Here is a 16700-nt window from a genome sequence, read left to right on the forward strand (position 1 = left end):
GATGACTGCCTCAAATGGGGATGCACGAAAGAGTTTTCAAGGCATGTTGCCGATCCCGGCAACAGGTTTCTCTCGCACATCAGGTCCATTTTTGCAGATCTAGATTACCCTAATCACCCCTGCTCAAACAGCGCTACCGGCATCGGAAGGCCGACAAAACGCAGCCCCGGCAATCTGAAAACAGCCTGCTCAATCCCGTTCAAACAGCGCCATGGACTCCAGGTGGCCGGTGTGGGGGAACATGTCCAGCATCCCCAGACGGGCCAGTCGATAACCCCCCTTCACCAGCACCTGGCTGTCCCGGGCCAGGGTGACAGGGTTACAGGAAACATAGACCACCCGCTTGGGCGAAAGTGCCACCACGTGGCTCATGACTTCCAGCGCCCCGGGCCGGGCCGGATCCAGCAACACCAGATCGAAGCCTTCCCGCGCCCAGGACATGCCGACTATGTCGCCGCTCAAATCCGCCTTGTAGAAACGGGCGTTGTCGATGCCGTTGCGCCGGGCATTCTCCTCGGCACGGGCCACCATGGCGAGCTCCCCCTCGACCCCCACCACTTCACGGGCCTGACGGGCCAGCGGCAGGGTGAAGTTGCCGATGCCGCAGAACAGATCCAGCACCTTGTCATCCTTGGTCGCTCCCAGCCACGCCAGCGCCTGGGTCACCATGCTCTGGTTGATGGGGCCGTTGACCTGAATGAAGTCGCCAGGGGCGAATGCAAGAGACAGGCCATCGAGGGTGTAGCTCGGCTGAAATTGTTGGCGCAGGGGTTCGATGCGCTCATCCGCCGCCTGAAGGTAGAGGTCTATTCCCTGGGCTTCGGCAAACGCCACCAGCAGGGCGCGATCCGCCTCGTTGGGGCGACCAGTGTGGCGCAGCAGCATCATGATGCCCTGTTCTGCCTGGATGAGCTCCGCATGCCCCAGCTCGCGCTGGCTCTTCAAGCGATTGAGGCACTCGCGCAGGGGGGTGATGAGGGCAGAGAGGGGATCAGACAACACGGGGCAGCCCGCCACCTCCACCAGGTCATTGGATTGACGGCGACGGAAGCCCACCCGGGTGCAGCGACCGTTCTTGTCAAACTTGATGGCGAGACGGCAGACCCGGCGATAGCTGCGGGACTCCCCCTTGAGCACGGGCTCGAGCGCCGGCGCCTTGATGTTGCCAAGGCGCTCGAACAGGCTGACCAGCCCGGCCTCCTTGACCGCCTGCTGATCCGCTTCGCCGAGGTGCTGGGCACTGCAACCGCCGCACTCGCGATAATGGGGGCAGAAGGGATCGATGCGATTGGCCGCCGGGGTCACTATCTGTTGCAAGGCGGCGTGGGCGTAGTGCTTCTTGTCATCAAGGATGCGAGCCTTGATCAGCTCACCGGGGAGTGCCCCTTCGACGAAGATGGCCTTGCCCTGATGACGGCCGACACCGACACAGTGGTGGTCCAGACTGTCTATCGTAAATTCAATACGTTGGGGCTGGGTGGATTTCTTTTGGGGCTTGAAAAACTGGGCCATAAAACTTGGTGCCTATAGGTGGCTATGTCATGATTGTGGAATCTGCAGCAGGCCATTGTCCCACAAGAATAATAGTATGACCAAATGCGGCCTGAGGGCCCGAGCTGCGGCCTCTGCCCCATTGCCCAATCTGACCATAAGTGGCCCATTGATATGACAGGATACGGCCTGAGCGCCCTTACGGTGACATCGACTGTATTGCCAGCCCTCCCCCTGCGCCCACAGGCCCCCGGGGCTATGGTCTTCATCATGTTTGCCGGCGGTTTATCAGCATGACCAAGTACGGCCTCAGAGCCCGTGTACTGGCATTTACCATATTGCCAACCCTGATCATCGGCGGCCTGATCGCCGGTTACTTTACCTTCCACCGCTACCATCAGCTGGAAAACAACCTGATCGATCAGGGCATCAACATCATAGAGCCCCTGGCCATCGCCAGTGAATACGGCATGACCCAGCACAGTCGCGAATCCCTCAAGCGGCTGATAGGGCTGACCCATCGCAAGAACTCCCCCTTCATCAAGTCCATCGCCGTCTTCACCCAGGACAACCAGCTGTTCGTCACCTCCAACTACCACAGGGACTTCAGCCAGCTTCGCCTGCCGGACGGCAGCGCCATCCCGGCGCTGACCAGCGTCACCTTCAACGGCGATGACATCATATTGCGCACCCCCATTCAGGCCGAGACCAGCCTGGACGGCTTCCCCCTGCCGAGCGATCTGGAGCCGCCGGTCATCGGCTACATCTCCATGCAGCTCGCTACCGACAGGGCCATAGTCCTGCAGTATCGCGACGCCTTCTTCGCGGTCATCATAGTGCTCATCGGCCTCGCCATCAGTACCCTGTTCGGCTTCCGTCTGGTCAAGAGCGTGACCCAGCCCATCACCGATATGGTGCAGGCGGTGCACCGAATCCGGGAGGGGCGCCTCGATACCCGGGTCAGCGGCCAGCTCACCGGCGAGCTGGACATGCTGAAAAACGGCATCAACGCCATGGCCAAGGCGCTCTCCGAATACCATGAGGAGATGCAGCAGAACATCGATCAGGCGACCTCGGATCTGCGAGAGACGCTTGAACAAATAGAGATCCAGAACGTCGAGCTCGACATGGCGAAGAAACGGGCGCAAGAGGCGGCACGGGTCAAATCCGAGTTTCTGGCCAACATGTCCCACGAGCTGCGCACCCCGCTCAACGGCGTCATCGGCTTCACCCGCCAGCTGCTCAAGACCAGCCTGACCCCGAGCCAGACCGACTACATGCAGACCATAGAGAAGTCGGCGCGCAACCTGCTTGGCATCATCAACGACATCCTCGACTTCTCCAAACTGGAGGCGGGCAAGCTGCAGCTCGAGCATATACCGTTCAGCCTGCGGGACACCCTCAACGAGACCATGCACCTGCTGGGGCCGAGTGCCCACGACAAGCAGATCGAGCTCTCCTTGCAGGTGGACGCCGCCGTGCCGGACTACCTCACCGGCGACCCCATGCGCCTGCAACAGGTGCTGACCAACCTCGCCGGCAACGCCATCAAGTTCACCGAGCGCGGCAACGTCGATGTGCGCGTCGAGCAGACCGGTGCCCCCAACGGCAGCAAGGTACGCCTGCGGGTCCTCATCCGGGATACCGGCATCGGCATCTCGGAGGAGCAGCAGCGCCAGCTGTTCCAGGCCTTCAATCAGGCCGACTCGTCGATCTCCCGCCGTTATGGCGGCACCGGGCTTGGCCTCGTCATCACCCAGAAACTGGTGCAGCAGATGGGAGGCCAGATCCGCTTCGAATCCGAACTTGGCAAGGGCTCCGTCTTCTCCTTCAACCTGGAGCTGGATGTCTCCCCCCTGCCCCAGACCGAGCGGCTGCCGCTGGACCGCATCCTGGGCAAGCGGGTCTGGCTGCTGGAGCCGGATCCCTTCACTCACGCCTCCCTGCTCGCCCTGCTGGCCGAATGGCAGCTGGACGTGCAGTCCCTGACCATGACCGACGACTGGCCTGAGATGGGCAGCCAGGACATGGTGATCATCGGCAGCAGCACACTGCACACCCCGCAGCAGGTGATCACCCGCCTCGATGGCCTCAGCGGGCAACAGAACACCATAGTGCTGCTCAGCAGCCACGAGCCGGCGCTCTATGACGCCATGCTGGCCCATGGCGCCGCCCATTGCCTCTCCAAGCCCATCAACCACCGCAAGCTGCTGCACGCCCTGCTCTCTCCCGAAGCGGCCAGGCGTACGCCGCTGCCCGCGCCGATACCCCACCGGGTACAGGCCGTCAAGGTGCTGGCGGTGGATGACAACGCCGCCAACCTCAAGCTCATCGCTGCCATGCTCAAGGAGATGGTGACCGAGGTGGTGGTGTGCAAGAACGGCAAGGAGGCGGTCAACCTGGCCCAGAGTCAGCCGTTCGACATCATCTTCATGGATATACAGATGCCCGTCATGGATGGCATCAGCGCCACCCAGGCGATCCGCCATCACTCCCTCAACACCGAGACTCCCATAGTCGCGGTCACCGCCCATGCCATACCAGGCGAGCGGGAGCGGCTGATCCGCCAGGGCATGGACGACTACCTGGCCAAGCCCATCGACGAGGGGATGCTGGCGCAGCTCATCACCGACTTCGCCCACAGGCGCCACCAGAACCAGGGGGATCAGCAGATAGACTGGACCCTGGCGGTGCGCCAGGCGGCGGGCAAGCCGGAACTCGCCAGGGAGATGCTGACCATGTTGCTGGCCAGCTTCGACGAGGTGGAACCCATGCTGGACGAGGCGCTGGCGGGCGGGGTGGAGGATGCCGAGGTGCTGGCCCAGCTCCATCGCCTCAGCGGCGGCTGCGCCTACTCGGGGGTGCCCGGCCTGCAACGCCTGCTCTCCCAGCTCGAGCAGCAGTTGCGCGACGGCGTACCCGTCAGCGAGCTCGAACCCGAGCTGCTGGAGCTGCAAGATGCCCTGGAGCAGGTGCGGCGGGAGGCCCCTCGCTACCTCTCCCTGGCCGAGTGAGGCGCTTTTTCTGACTGCGGGGCCCGCAGATGGTAAAATCGCGCCGTTTCCACAGGAGTCAACATGACCAACAACGATATTCTGCGCCGCCTGCGCTACGCCCTCACCATCAGCAACGATCAGATGGTCGAGATGTTTGCCAAGGGCAACCTGACCGTCGATCACGCCCAGCTCCACAGCTGGTTGCTGAAAGAGGCCGCGGAAGGGGAAGAGCAGGAAGCAGGCTATGCCGCCTGCCCGGACTCGGCCCTGAGCCAGTTCCTCGACGGCTTCATCGCCGTGCGTCGCGGTGTGCGGGAAAATGCCCCGCCCCAGGTGATCCCGAACCGGATCAACAACAACCTGATCCTGCGCAAGCTGCGCATCGGCCTCGACTACAAGGAAGAAGACATGCTGGGCACCCTCAAGCTCGCCAACTTCAACCTCTCCAAGTCCGAGCTGAGCGCCCTGTTCCGCGCCAAGGATCACAAGCACTACCAGGATTGCGGGGATCAGATCCTGCGCAACTTCCTCATCGGCCTCACCGCCAAGTACAGGTCAGAGCCATGAGCCCGCGCGCGCACGTCACCCTCAGACAGCGCGCCTGAGCCATGGGCCAGCGCACCTGCCCCCCGTCATTCCGCCTGGGCGGCAGGCCGCGCTGGCCATCCCTTGTTTCCCCCTTGCCAGAGAGATGCCGCACCATACTGCTGTCACTCTGCCTGCTGCTGGGGCTCGGCGCCTGCCAACCGGCGCCTTATCAGCTCTCCACCCGTCATGTCAGTGCCAACCAGAATGAGCGCATCGCTTTTCTGATCCTCCACTACACCGACGAGGACGACGCCCGCTCCCTGCGCCTGCTGACCAAACCCGAACACAAGGTGAGTGCCCACTACCTGATCCCCCGCGACACCGAGCAACGCCCGCTCCCCGTTTACCAGCTGGTGCCCGACAGCCAACGCGCCTGGCACGCCGGTCGCAGCCGCTGGCATCAGTATGCCGGGCTCAACGCCAGCTCGCTGGGCATTGAGATAGTCAATCTGGGTTATCCCACGGAAGACGAATCCCTGCCTGCCCACCTGAGGCGCTGGCAACCCTATACCCGGGCCCAGATCGCCGCTCTTGGCGCTCTGGCCCGGGAGCTGGTCGATCGCTACCAGATCCCCCCCACCCAGGTGCTGGCCCACAGCGACATAGCCCCCGAACGCAAGCAGGATCCCGGCCCCCACTTCCCCTGGCGCGAGCTGGCCCTTCACCATGGCGTCGGCGCCTGGCCAGACGAGGCCAGAGTGGCCGAACTGCGCCAAGCGCCACTCCCCGTCTGGGATGCGCAACAATGGCAGCAACAGCTCGCCCGCTACGGCTATGGGGTAGCGCCAAGCGGCGCCTGGGATGAGCAGAGCCGCGCCGCCATACGCGCATTCCAGCTCCATTTCCGCCCTGCGCTGATCACCGGTGAGCCGGATGCCGAGAGCCAGGCCATTCTTATGGCCCTGCTGGAGCGCTATTTCCCCGAGCCGGGCTGAGCCCCCCCGAAAACAACAAGGGACGCCGAGGCGTCCCTTGTTTGTGCGATGCAGGCAGACCGGCATCAGATCCCCTGACGGGCTTCCTGCATCAGCAGGCGCATGTCACTGACCGCCTTGGCCAGACCGTCGAAGGCGGCACGGCCTATGATGGCGTGGCCGATATTGAGCTCATAGAGCTCGGGAATGGCGGCGATGGCCTTGACGTTGTGGTAGTGCAGGCCGTGGCCGGCATTGACCTTGAGTCCCTTGCCAGCGGCATAGGAGGCGCCGGCGGCGATGCGCTTGAACTCGGCATTGCGCTCCGCATCCGTGGTGGCATCGGCATAGCGACCGGTGTGGATCTCGATGAAGGGGGCACCACTCTCGGCAGCCGCATCTATCTGAATGGGGTCGGCGTCGATGAAGAGCGACACCTGGGCACCGACGGCGGCGAGGCGGGTCACCGCATCGGTGATCTTGTCGAGCTGACCTGCCACGTCCAGGCCGCCCTCGGTGGTCACCTCGGTGCGCTTCTCCGGTACCAGGCAGACGAACTGGGGCTGGATGCGGCAGGCAATACCGATCATCTCCTCGGTCACCGCCATCTCCAGGTTCATCCTAGTCTGGATGGTCTGGCGCAGTATCTCCACGTCGCGGTCGGTGATGTGGCGGCGATCTTCGCGCAGGTGCACTGTAATGCCATCGGCACCGGCCTGCTCGGCCACGAAGGCGGCCTGGACAGGATCGGGATACTGGGTGCCGCGGGCGTTACGCAGAGTGGCGATATGGTCGATGTTCACACCCAGATAGATTTCACTCATTGAGGACTCCTTGAAACTCTTCATCTGTTGACTGCGCGGTCAGCAAAATCACGCCCGCGCCGATATCCGTTCGTAGGTTCGATTAGCGCAGCGTAATCGGACGTCGGTAACATAGTTACCCATTGGATCACGCCGCAAAAGGGTTAGCCCAGACTGCTTCGTCGCTTCAAAAACAACTCCCGGCTCTTTAACTGACGTTTACCCAGATAGGGTTGCAGCGCCAGCCTGCTGAAACGCTTGGCCGCCTGCAGCAAGGGGGGACTGTCGAAGCGCCCCTCGGCGAAGGCCAGCAGGTGGGCGCCGAGGAACAGGGTACGGGGATCCGGCGCCCGCTCGCAAGCGACAAAGCCGAGCTCCCGCTCGAAGCCGTAGAGCAGCTCGGGCTGGATCGGGGAGTCGTCGTCGGCGGCATATTCGAAGTCCACCGCATAGCCAAGCGCCTGCAACAGCAGAAACTCGAAGCGGCGCAGGGGCAGCTCTGGCGTCTCGCCGTCCGCCAGCGCCATCAGGGCACGGGCATAGGCATCGAACACCTCGGGAAAGGGGGTATGGGCTTCGAGCAGGTAGTAGACCAGCTCGTTGAGATAGAGACCGTAGAAGAGGCGATCGCCACCGAGTCGCAGGGAGTGATCCGGGCATTCGACCTGGGCGAGGTTCTTGAGATCCCCCTTGCCACGCCAGCTCATGGTGAGCAGGGTGAAGGGTTGCAGCAGCCCCTTCAGAGGGGAGCGTGGCCCGCGAGAACCGCGAGCCACCAGGGTAAATCGGCCGCTATCCTGGGTGAAGACCTCGACCAGCTGACTGGTCTCCCGATAGGGCCGACTGTGGATGACGAAAGCCGGGTTCAGCAATCAGTCAGCGCCACTTAATCGTCACCGTAGCCAAGACTGCGCAGGGCGCGCTCGTCATCGGCCCAGCCGGACTTGACCTTGACCCAGAGCTCCAGGTGTACCTTGTTCTGGAACAGCCGCTCCATGTCGAGGCGAGCTTCGGTACCTATGGTCTTGATCTTTTCGCCCTTGTTGCCGATGACCATCTTCTTCTGGCCATCGCGCTCCACCAGGATGAGGCCGTGGATGTGGTAGAGGCCGTTCTCTTCCACCTTGAAGCGCTCGATCTCCACCGTCACCGAGTAGGGCAGCTCCTCGCCGGTGAAACGCATCAGCTTCTCTCGGATGATCTCTGAGGCCATGAAGCGGGACGAGCGGTCGGTCACGTAATCTTCCGGGAAGAAGAAGTTGTTCTCCGGCAGCAGATCCTTGGCCCACTCGCGGATCTTCTCCACGTTGGTGCCCTTCTCGGCACTGATGGGCAGTATGTGGGCAAAGTTCATCTGCTGAGCCAGCCACTCCAGGTGGGGCAACAGATCTTCTTTCTCTTTGACGTTGTCTACCTTGTTGACCGCCAGCACCACGGGGCAAGGCAGATGGCGCAACTTGCCGAGCACCATCTCGTCGTCCTTGGTCCAGTGGGTACCGTCGACCATGAAGACCACCATGGCCACATCACCCAGGGAACTGGTGGCGGCGCGGTTCATCAGGCGGTTGATGGCCCGCTTCTCTTCGATGTGCAGACCCGGGGTATCCACATAGATGGTCTGATGGTTATCCTCGGTGTCTATCCCCAAAATCCGGTGACGGGTGGTCTGGGGTTTCTTCGAGGTGATGCTGACCTTCTGGCCAAGCAGCTTGTTGAGCAGGGTGGACTTGCCCACATTGGGGCGGCCCACTATGGCGACAAAGCCGCAGTAAGTCGTATCTGTCATGACAGTTTTTCCAGTGCTTGCTGCGCTGCGGCCTGTTCGGCCTTGCGGCGGCTGGTGCCGACCCCGACCAGCGGACCATCCAGGCCATCCACGTCACACTGGACGGTGAACTCCTGGTTGTGGGCTTCGCCCTTGACGTTGGTCACTGTGTAGGTCGGCAGGGATTTGCGGCTTCCCTGCAAAATTTCCTGCAGCCGGGTCTTGGGATCCTTCTGCTCTATGCCTGGTTTTATCTCGTCCAGGCGGCTGGCGTACCAGCCGAGCAACAGAGTCCGCACCCGCTCCAGATCGGTATCCAGATAGACGGCGCCGATCACCGCCTCGACAGTGTCGGCCAGGATAGACTCGCGACGAAACCCGCCGCTTTTCAGCTCGCCGGGCCCCAGGATCAGGTGATCCCCGAGGTCGAACTCCCGGCCGAGTTCGGCCAGGGTCTTCTCCCGCACCAGGGTGGCGCGCATCCGGCTGAGATCCCCTTCCGCCGCTTGCGGGAAGCGGTGGAAGAGGTCATCGGCAATCACCAGACTCAGGATGGAGTCCCCCAGAAATTCCAGTCGCTCGTTGTGACGGGAACCGGCGCTGCGGTGGGTCAGCGCCCGGGTCAGCAGCTCTTGATCCTGAAAGACATGCCCGAGACGGGACTGCAGTCTGTTCATCTTGATATTCATTTACTTGATTCCGCCAATGCGGTTGAAGCGCACACCGGTCGGCACCCAGCTTGGCAAGCTGGATCCTTCCTCGCGCTCAAATTCGAAACTGATCCAGATGGCAACCGCCTTGCCCACCAGGTTCTGCTCGGGCACGAAGCCCCAGAAACGACTGTCGGTACTGTTGTCGCGGTTGTCACCCATCACGAAATAGTGGCCTTCCGGCACCACCCACTCATCCGGGTAGGTCCCCGGCTGGCGGTAATAACGGTCGACCAGGTCCGGCATCAGGGGGTTACGCAGGGTCTCGTGAGAAACTGTGCCCAGCTGCTCGGTGTAGCGATCCAGCGGGATCCCCATCTGGCTGAACTCCCCCCGTTGCTCGAACTTGACGTCGAGCTTCTTGAAGCCCGGGCACGTTTTCCCTTCCTGCTCCTCGCACTTGGGCCGGATCATCAGCTCCTTGTTGCGATAGATCACCCGATCGCCGGGCATGCCGACCACCCGCTTGATGTAGTCCACCCGGGTATCCAGCGGATACTTGAACACCACCACATCGCCACGCTCGGGAGAACCCGTCTCGAGGAACTTGGTGTTGGTCACGGGATCACGCAGGCCGTAGGCGAACTTCTCCACCAGGATGAAGTCGCCCACCAGCAGGGTGGGCATCATGGAACCAGACGGGATCTGGAACGGCTCGAAGATGAAGGAACGCAGGATCAGCACCAGCGCTATGACCGGGAAGACACCACCGGTCTGCTCGATCCAGACCGGCATGGGAGCCACCTTGGCCAGCGTCTTCTCATCGATATTCGAGCCGGCGTTGGCACGGGCAGCCGCAATCTTGGCCGCCCGTTGCTTGGACCAGACCAGCTTGTCGACTGTCCAGATGATGCCGGTCAGCAGAGTGACTATGGCCAGGATCAGGGAAAAGGTGCTTGCCATCGATTAATCCTTTCCGACGTGGAGAATGGCGAGGAAGGCCTCTTGCGGCACGTCGACACGGCCCAGGGACTTCATCCGCTTCTTGCCTTCTTTCTGCTTGTTCAGCAGCTTTTTCTTACGGCTCACGTCACCGCCGTAGCACTTGGCGGTCACGTCCTTGCGCAGGGCCTTGACCGTGCTGCGGGCGATGATCTGGTTGCCGATGGACGCCTGAATGGCGATGTCGAACATCTGGCGCGGGATCAGCTCACGCATCTTTTCAACCACCTGGCGACCGCGATACTGGGCGTTCTCCTTGTGGGTGATGATGGCCAGGGCATCGACGCGCTCACCGTTGATCATGATGTCGAGGCGGACCATCTCGGAGGTTTCGAAGCGCTTGAAGCCGTAATCCAGGGAGGCATAGCCGCGACTGGTGGATTTGAGGCGGTCGAAGAAGTCGAGCACCACTTCCGCCATCGGGATCTCGTAGGTCAGCGCCACCTGCTTGCCGTGATAGACCATGTTGGTCTGCACGCCACGCTTTTCGATACAGAGGGTGATCACATTGCCCATGTACTCCTGCGGCAACAAGATGTTGCACTCGGCGATGGGCTCGCGCATCTCTTTGATATTGTTGACCGGAGGCATAGCCGCCGGGCTGTCGATGTGGATGGTCTCGCCGTTGTTCAGCTCGATTTCATACACTACGGTCGGTGCCGTGGTGATGAGATCCAGATCGTATTCCCGCTCCAGACGCTCCTGGATGATCTCCATGTGCAGCATGCCGAGGAAGCCACAACGGAAGCCGAAGCCCAGTGCGGTGGAGCTTTCCGGCTCGAAGAACAGGGAGGCATCGTTCAGGGAGAGCTTGTCCAGCGCATCGCGGAACGACTCGTAGTCATCGCTGGAGATGGGGAACAGACCCGCATAGACCTGCGGCTTCACCTTCTTGAAGCCGGCCAGCGCCTTGTCGGCACCGTTCTTGGCTTGCGTCAGGGTATCGCCCACAGGGGCGCCGTGGATGTCCTTGATGCCGCAGACGACCCAACCTACCTCGCCACAACCCAGGCCCTGAGTATCCACCTGCTTGGGGGTGAAGATACCGATGCGATCCACGCCCCACACCTGACCGGTGCTCATCACCTTGATCTTGTCGTTCTTCTTGAGCGAACCGTTCTTGATACGCACCAGGGAGACGACGCCCAGGTAGGAGTCGAACCAGGAGTCGATGATCAGCGCCTGCAGCGGGGCATCCGGATCACCTTCCGGTGACGGGATACGGGCCACTATCTCTTCCAGCACCAGATCGACACCCAGGCCGGTCTTGGCGGAGCAACGCACCGCATCGATGGCGTCTATGCCGACTATGTCCTCGATCTCTTCCGCAACCCGCTCGGGTTCTGCGGCAGGCAGATCGATCTTGTTCAGGATGGGCACCACTTCCAGCTCCATCTCCATGGCGGTGTAGCAGTTGGCCAGAGTCTGTGCCTCAACCCCCTGACCGGCATCCACCACCAGCAGAGCCCCTTCACAGGCCGCCAGGGAGCGAGAAACCTCGTAGGAGAAATCCACGTGGCCCGGGGTGTCGATAAAGTTCAGCTGATAGGTGTTACCGTCTTGTGCCTGGTAGTTCAGGGTCACACTCTGTGCTTTGATGGTAATGCCGCGCTCGCGCTCCAGATCCATGGAGTCAAGCACCTGAGCCTGCATCTCGCGGTCGGACAGGCCGCCACAAGTCTGGATCAGACGGTCCGACAGGGTCGATTTACCGTGGTCGATGTGCGCAATAATCGAAAAGTTACGAATGTGTTTCATCGAGCAAGAATCACTCAAAATTAAGTTAGGGTCGGATATGAGGGCAGGATTTTACTGGATAACCAGGTCGACGGCCAATCTTTAGTCGGCGGGCACCAGAAATAGCGCCTTGTCTGGCGGGCCCTCGGCACCAAAACGGCGGCGACGGGGCCAGAAAAGGGGAGCGCCGCTCAGGAGAGGTGGCGGGTATTGAGTACCACACCGAGCATGCGGGGACCATATTCCCCTTGCTCGAGCCGGGCAGAAAAGTAACGAACCAGTAAAAATCCGACTGTGCCTCCCAGCAGGCAGCTGAGGATGGTGACGCCCTCCCCCGCCGATAGCAGCGGCGCCAGCCAGAGCTGACCGAGCAGGGCACCGAGCAGCAGGCAGAACAACGGCAGCACATAGACCAGGGCAGCACCCCGCAGTATGCTCGCCTGGGGAATGCCGAGCCTGATTTGCTGACCAACCAGGACCTCGGCGGTCAGCGCCACCCGCAGTCGCTGCGACTTCAGGGAAAAGGCCTTGGCGACTGTGCCGGTACCGCAGTTGGACTGCTGATGGCAGCCGCTGCAGGCGGAGCGCCGTTCGCACTCCACCCAGGCATAGGCCCCCTCGACGGCCACCACGATTGCCAGCTCTTCGCTCATGTTACTCACAGGATGACTCCAGACGAACGGCTATGGATTTACCCGATCTCAGCACGGTCGTCCCGGTTCGGCAAGTGGCAGCATGCCACCTCACTGTACCGCCTCGTTGCGGGCCAGCGGCTGCACCGACTCGGCGATGCGCTTGGCCGTCTCGGTGGGAACTTCCCCGACCACGGTGATCTCCACCCCGACCTCGTTGACGAAACTCACCAGCGAGGTGGCTCCCTGGCGGATCAACTGCTGGCGCACCGCCTGCTTGGGATCGACCCGGGAGACATAGACGGAGAGATCCACCACACCGTCAGACAGCATCATGTAGTCCACCGGCAGGCTGGTGCTGACCAGCTGGTGCCTGTCCTGAGAGAGTACCTTGAATCCACCCGGCAGCCAGGTCAGGTGCCAGCTCAGGGTCTGCTGGGGTGCGGGATAGGCGTCTTCCAATGCCAGCGCATCGGGCAGCTTGCTGCGGGCCAGGGTGACAAGCCAGGGCGCCGGCGCCGGCTGCCTGTCCAGATCCACACCCAGCACCTGTTCGACCAGGTTACCCTCCTTGTCCACCATGTCCACCCGCAGCAGCAGATGACTCTGCTCGTCGACCCAGAGCACAAAGCCATACTTGTCCGCCTCCTTGGGCACCAGTCTCACGACCTGAGCCACCAGGCCGGCCACCCGGCTGCGACCGGCCAGCACGGGATCATAGCTCTCCAGCACCCGGGGCAGCGGCATCTTCACCAGGCTCGACCAGACGCCCGGGAAACGCGCCCCCTTGAGGGTGTAAGGTTCGTGGGTGTTTTCAAAGAAGGTGTATTCGTTCTGGCGTTGCAGGTACTCCACCGCCTTGCCGTCGAGATAACTCAGATGAGCGACCTCTTTGCCATCGATCACCCCGTGGCTGAAGCGAATGGGCTCGAGGCGTCCCTGACGGGCCTTGACCATGGACAACTCAAAATTTTGTTGCGAAACGGCACTCTGCATCTGCTGCAACAAGGCCTCGGCCGACAGATCGTCGGCCGAGGCCTTGGCACAAATCAGCAGGAGAGAGGCCAGCAGAATGAGGCTGGACTGGCGCACGGTCTGATCCCTAAAGATGCGTTATTCCTGAATCTGCTTGTCTTGCAGCAGACGCTGTTGCAATTGATGGTCTCGCAGGAAGGCGTTGATACGCTCGCGCTGCTCCTGCATCTGTTGCTCGTTCAAGCCTTGCTGGCGAGGAGTGGCACGGTTGCCCTCCTGGGGATAGTGCACGCTCACTGGCGTCGCACTGCCACCGACCGGTATGGTGTTGAGCACAGGGTTGGCCGGCATGCCGTCGTTGCCCTGGTACTGTTGCACCCCGAAGATGACGGCGGCAGCCACGGAGGCGGCAATGGCATACTGACCCATTTGCTGGCCAAAGCGACGGATCAAAGGCACCACCTTGCCAGCTGGCTTCACCTGAGGTGCAACAGGTTGCACCGGCTTGGGCGCCAGTATGACGGGTTCGTCTTCCAGTGCCAGCATGATGCTGTCACTGAGATCCAGTTGCAGATTGACCGGCAGGTCTCCCCGCATGGCATCACCGATCAGATGGTAACGAGCCCAGGTATCTTGCAGAGCGGGATCCGTTCCCAGCTCGTTCAGAACCTCCATGTCGCTGAGGTCACCATCCATCAGGGCTGAAAGTTGCTCTTTATTTGCCATAAGTTTGCCTGTCTTTCCCCAGTTTAATTCTCGATCAGAGGTTGCAGCTTTTTGTCGATTGCTTCCCTCGCCCGAAAGATACGGGATCTCACCGTACCCACAGGGCAATCCATGATCTCCGCAATCTCTTCGTAGCTCAGCCCTTCCATTTCACGAAGGGTGATCGCTGTTCTCAAGTCTTCTGGCAAGGCTTCTATGGCGGCAAACACTGTGCGCTTGATCTCGTCGGTCAGCGCCAGGTTTTCGGGGGTGGCCACTTCTTGCAGGGCTTCACCACCACCATAATATTCAGCCTCGTCCGCTTCGACATCACTGCTGGGCGGTCTGCGCCCCTGTGAGGTCAGGTAATTTTTGGCCGTGTTCACGGCGATCCGATACAACCAGGTGTAAAACGCGCTCTCGCCACGGAATGTCGGCAACGCACGGTAAGCCTTGATAAAGGCCTCCTGCGCCACATCCGGCACATCGCCCGGATTGTTGACATACCTGGCCACCAGGTTGACCACCTTATGCTGGTATTTTTTTACCAACAGGTTGAATGCATTTTTATCGCCACGCTGGACCCGTTCAACCAGCTGTTCGTCCAGTAGATTCTGGTCGCTCATCAGAGCCGTAAAACCCCCATCAGGTTATCGTTCTTCTTTTCCGGCCCCTTCTAAGCGCACAAGTTCAGACAGGGAGAATCAGAGAAAGTTCGCTTGCATTGAAAAAAATGTGATGCGGGCTGCATCACAACCCCCCTTGGGCTACCATGGGGCCAGTTCTTAATCCAGGCCAATGATACTTATGAAAGCAAGTGTTGAATACCTTTGCGACGTACTGATCATTGGCAGCGGTGCCGCCGGTCTGTCCCTCGCGTTGCGATTGGCAGACCAGGCCAAAGTCCTGGTTCTGAGCAAGGGGCCCATCAGTGAGGGGGCCACTCTCTATGCGCAAGGAGGCATCGCTGCCGTGTTCGACGAGACCGACAGCATCGAATCCCATGTGAGCGACACGCTCAACGCCGGCGCCGGGTTGTGTGACCCGGCGGTGGTGGAGTTCACCGCTCGCAACGCCCGCGACTCCATCCAGTGGCTGATCCAGCAGGGCGTTCCCTTCGATCAGGAAGAGGATGCCGAGGGGGAATCCCACTATCACCTGACCCGGGAAGGGGGTCACAGCCATCGCCGCATCTTCCACGCGGCGGACGCCACCGGCAAGGCGGTGCAGCTCACCCTGATCGATCAGGTCCGCTCCCACCCCAATATCCAGCTGATGGAGCGCTTCAACGCGGTCGACCTCATCACCACCCGCAAGCTGGATCTGCCGGGCAACAGGGTGCTCGGCGCCTACGTCTGGAACCGCAACGTCGAGCAGGTCGAGGTGATCCGCGCCCGTTTCGTGGCGCTGGCCACCGGCGGCGCCTCCAAGGTGTATCAATACACCTCCAACCCGGACGTGAGCTCGGGGGATGGCATCGCCATGGCGTGGCGCGCCGGCTGCAGGGTGGCGAACCTGGAGTTCAACCAGTTCCACCCCACCAGCCTGTTCCACCCCGATGACCCCAACTTCCTGCTGACCGAAGCCCTGCGCGGGGAAGGGGCCTATCTGCGCCGTCCCGACGGCAGCCGCTTCATGCCGGACTTCGACGAGCGGGCCGAACTGGCGCCGCGGGACATAGTCGCCCGCGCCATCGACCACGAGATGAAACGCCTCGGCGCCGACTGCATGTATCTGGACATCAGCCACAAGCCGGCGGATTTCATCATCAAGCACTTCCCGACCATCTTTGAGCGCTGCCTCGCGGTCGGCATCGACATCACCAAGGAGGCCATGCCCATCGTCCCGGCGGCGCACTACACCTGTGGCGGCGTGATGATAGACAACAACGGCCAGACCGACATCCCGGGTCTCTACGCCATCGGCGAGGTGACCTACACCGGGCTGCACGGCGCCAACCGCATGGCGTCCAACTCCCTGCTCGAATGCGTGGTCTATGCCCATCAGGCGGGGGCCGACATCCTGGCCAAGCTGCCCATGAGCGTGGAGCCGCCGAGCCTGCCCGCCTGGGACGAGAGCCAGGTGGATGACTCGGACGAACAGGTGGTGATCCAGCACAACTGGCACGAGCTGCGGCTGATGATGTGGGATTACGTGGGGATAGTGCGCACCAACAAGCGCCTGGCCCGCGCCAAGCGCCGCATCGACCTGCTCAAGCAGGAGGTGCAGGAGTACTATGCGAACTTCCGCGTCTCCAACAACCTGCTGGAGCTGCGCAACCTGTTGCAGGTGGCCGAGCTCATCGTCAACTGTGCCCTGGAGCGCAAGGAGTCCCGCGGACTGCACTATAACCTCGACTACCCGGACATGCAGCCGAACCCCAAGCCGACAGTGCTGACACCGGATCGGGAGTGATCCGGCACAAGCCAGAGGCGTGCTGCG

Annotated in this window: 15 protein-coding genes; 4 read left to right on the top strand and 11 right to left on the bottom strand. The window is 61.6% G+C overall.

Annotated features, from left to right (window positions below; all coding sequences use genetic code 11):
* Nucleotides 1-189: 189 nt before the first annotated feature.
* On the bottom strand, nucleotides 190-1512 hold the full coding sequence (rlmD, locus tag OC537_RS12990; protein WP_262111808.1) for a 23S rRNA (uracil(1939)-C(5))-methyltransferase RlmD: 1323 nt from the start codon (nucleotides 1510-1512) through the stop codon (nucleotides 190-192).
* Nucleotides 1513-1784: 272 nt separating this feature from the next.
* On the opposite strand from rlmD, the gene barA reads away from it, so the two are divergent.
* The 3 genes from barA to OC537_RS13005 all read left to right on the top strand — a co-directional run bounded on the left by barA (nucleotide 1785) and on the right by OC537_RS13005 (nucleotide 6010).
* Nucleotides 1785-4505, top strand: a complete 2721-nt coding sequence (gene barA, locus OC537_RS12995; protein WP_262111810.1) for a two-component sensor histidine kinase BarA — start codon at nucleotides 1785-1787, stop codon at nucleotides 4503-4505.
* A gap of 63 nt (nucleotides 4506-4568) precedes the next feature.
* A complete protein-coding gene (locus OC537_RS13000) occupies nucleotides 4569-5054 on the top strand; it encodes a DUF1456 family protein (RefSeq protein ID WP_025328253.1) in 486 nt (161 codons plus the stop codon).
* 41 nt (nucleotides 5055-5095) lie between these two features.
* A complete protein-coding gene (locus OC537_RS13005) occupies nucleotides 5096-6010 on the top strand; it encodes an N-acetylmuramoyl-L-alanine amidase (protein ID WP_262111813.1) in 915 nt (304 codons plus the stop codon).
* A 65-nt stretch (nucleotides 6011-6075) separates the two neighbouring features.
* On the opposite strand, the gene pdxJ is transcribed toward OC537_RS13005, so the two are convergent.
* From pdxJ to rpoE, 10 genes are all read right to left on the bottom strand, one after another.
* Nucleotides 6076-6813 (bottom strand): pyridoxine 5'-phosphate synthase, encoded by a 738-nt coding sequence (gene pdxJ / locus OC537_RS13010; RefSeq protein ID WP_111910478.1) that lies wholly within the window; start codon nucleotides 6811-6813, stop codon nucleotides 6076-6078.
* A gap of 143 nt (nucleotides 6814-6956) precedes the next feature.
* Nucleotides 6957-7664: a DNA repair protein RecO gene (gene recO, locus OC537_RS13015; RefSeq protein WP_262111815.1), complete on the bottom strand. Its 708-nt coding sequence runs from the start codon at nucleotides 7662-7664 to the stop codon at nucleotides 6957-6959.
* A 14-nt stretch (nucleotides 7665-7678) separates the two neighbouring features.
* Nucleotides 7679-8578, bottom strand: a complete 900-nt coding sequence (gene era / locus OC537_RS13020; RefSeq protein ID WP_262111818.1) for a GTPase Era — start codon at nucleotides 8576-8578, stop codon at nucleotides 7679-7681.
* Complete coding sequence (rnc, locus tag OC537_RS13025) at nucleotides 8575-9246, bottom strand: ribonuclease III (protein WP_111910479.1); 672 nt, start codon at nucleotides 9244-9246, stop codon at nucleotides 8575-8577. The genes era and rnc overlap by 4 nt, the downstream gene beginning before the upstream one ends.
* A complete protein-coding gene (lepB, locus tag OC537_RS13030) occupies nucleotides 9247-10170 on the bottom strand; it encodes a signal peptidase I (RefSeq protein ID WP_042648729.1) in 924 nt (307 codons plus the stop codon).
* A gap of 3 nt (nucleotides 10171-10173) precedes the next feature.
* A complete protein-coding gene (gene lepA / locus OC537_RS13035) occupies nucleotides 10174-11967 on the bottom strand; it encodes a translation elongation factor 4 (protein ID WP_262111822.1) in 1794 nt (597 codons plus the stop codon).
* Between the two features lie 170 nt (nucleotides 11968-12137).
* Nucleotides 12138-12599, bottom strand: a complete 462-nt coding sequence (locus OC537_RS13040) for a SoxR reducing system RseC family protein (RefSeq protein WP_262112227.1) — start codon at nucleotides 12597-12599, stop codon at nucleotides 12138-12140.
* A 90-nt stretch (nucleotides 12600-12689) separates the two neighbouring features.
* Nucleotides 12690-13670: a MucB/RseB C-terminal domain-containing protein gene (locus tag OC537_RS13045; protein WP_106885822.1), complete on the bottom strand. Its 981-nt coding sequence runs from the start codon at nucleotides 13668-13670 to the stop codon at nucleotides 12690-12692.
* Nucleotides 13671-13691: 21 nt separating this feature from the next.
* A complete protein-coding gene (locus tag OC537_RS13050) occupies nucleotides 13692-14279 on the bottom strand; it encodes a sigma-E factor negative regulatory protein (protein ID WP_106885821.1) in 588 nt (195 codons plus the stop codon).
* Between the two features lie 23 nt (nucleotides 14280-14302).
* On the bottom strand, nucleotides 14303-14884 hold the full coding sequence (gene rpoE, locus OC537_RS13055; RefSeq protein ID WP_106885820.1) for an RNA polymerase sigma factor RpoE: 582 nt from the start codon (nucleotides 14882-14884) through the stop codon (nucleotides 14303-14305).
* 181 nt (nucleotides 14885-15065) lie between these two features.
* On the opposite strand from rpoE, the gene nadB reads away from it, so the two are divergent.
* Nucleotides 15066-16673: an L-aspartate oxidase gene (gene nadB, locus OC537_RS13060; protein WP_106885819.1), complete on the top strand. Its 1608-nt coding sequence runs from the start codon at nucleotides 15066-15068 to the stop codon at nucleotides 16671-16673.
* Nucleotides 16674-16700: the final 27 nt, after the last annotated feature.

It is taken from the genome of Aeromonas sp. Marseille-Q5825 (assembly GCF_946892685.1).
In the GTDB taxonomy this organism is placed as follows: domain Bacteria; phylum Pseudomonadota; class Gammaproteobacteria; order Enterobacterales; family Aeromonadaceae; genus Aeromonas; species Aeromonas rivipollensis.

Bases quoted from the DNA above. Each gene is read 5' to 3' on its own strand.
- rlmD (WP_262111808.1), bottom strand. From the start codon at position 1,512: ATGGCCCAGTTTTTCAAGCCCCAAAAGAAATCCACCCAGCCCCAACGT.
- barA (WP_262111810.1), top strand. From the start codon at position 1,785: ATGACCAAGTACGGCCTCAGAGCCCGTGTACTGGCATTTACCATATTG.
- OC537_RS13000 (WP_025328253.1), top strand. From the start codon at position 4,569: ATGACCAACAACGATATTCTGCGCCGCCTGCGCTACGCCCTCACCATC.
- OC537_RS13005 (WP_262111813.1), top strand. From the start codon at position 5,096: ATGGGCCAGCGCACCTGCCCCCCGTCATTCCGCCTGGGCGGCAGGCCG.
- pdxJ (WP_111910478.1), bottom strand. From the start codon at position 6,813: ATGAGTGAAATCTATCTGGGTGTGAACATCGACCATATCGCCACTCTG.
- era (WP_262111818.1), bottom strand. From the start codon at position 8,578: ATGACAGATACGACTTACTGCGGCTTTGTCGCCATAGTGGGCCGCCCC.
- rnc (WP_111910479.1), bottom strand. From the start codon at position 9,246: ATGAATATCAAGATGAACAGACTGCAGTCCCGTCTCGGGCATGTCTTT.
- lepB (WP_042648729.1), bottom strand. From the start codon at position 10,170: ATGGCAAGCACCTTTTCCCTGATCCTGGCCATAGTCACTCTGCTGACC.
- lepA (WP_262111822.1), bottom strand. From the start codon at position 11,967: ATGAAACACATTCGTAACTTTTCGATTATTGCGCACATCGACCACGGT.
- OC537_RS13040 (WP_262112227.1), bottom strand. From the start codon at position 12,599: ATGAGCGAAGAGCTGGCAATCGTGGTGGCCGTCGAGGGGGCCTATGCC.
- OC537_RS13050 (WP_106885821.1), bottom strand. From the start codon at position 14,279: ATGGCAAATAAAGAGCAACTTTCAGCCCTGATGGATGGTGACCTCAGC.
- rpoE (WP_106885820.1), bottom strand. From the start codon at position 14,884: ATGAGCGACCAGAATCTACTGGACGAACAGCTGGTTGAACGGGTCCAG.
- nadB (WP_106885819.1), top strand. From the start codon at position 15,066: ATGAAAGCAAGTGTTGAATACCTTTGCGACGTACTGATCATTGGCAGC.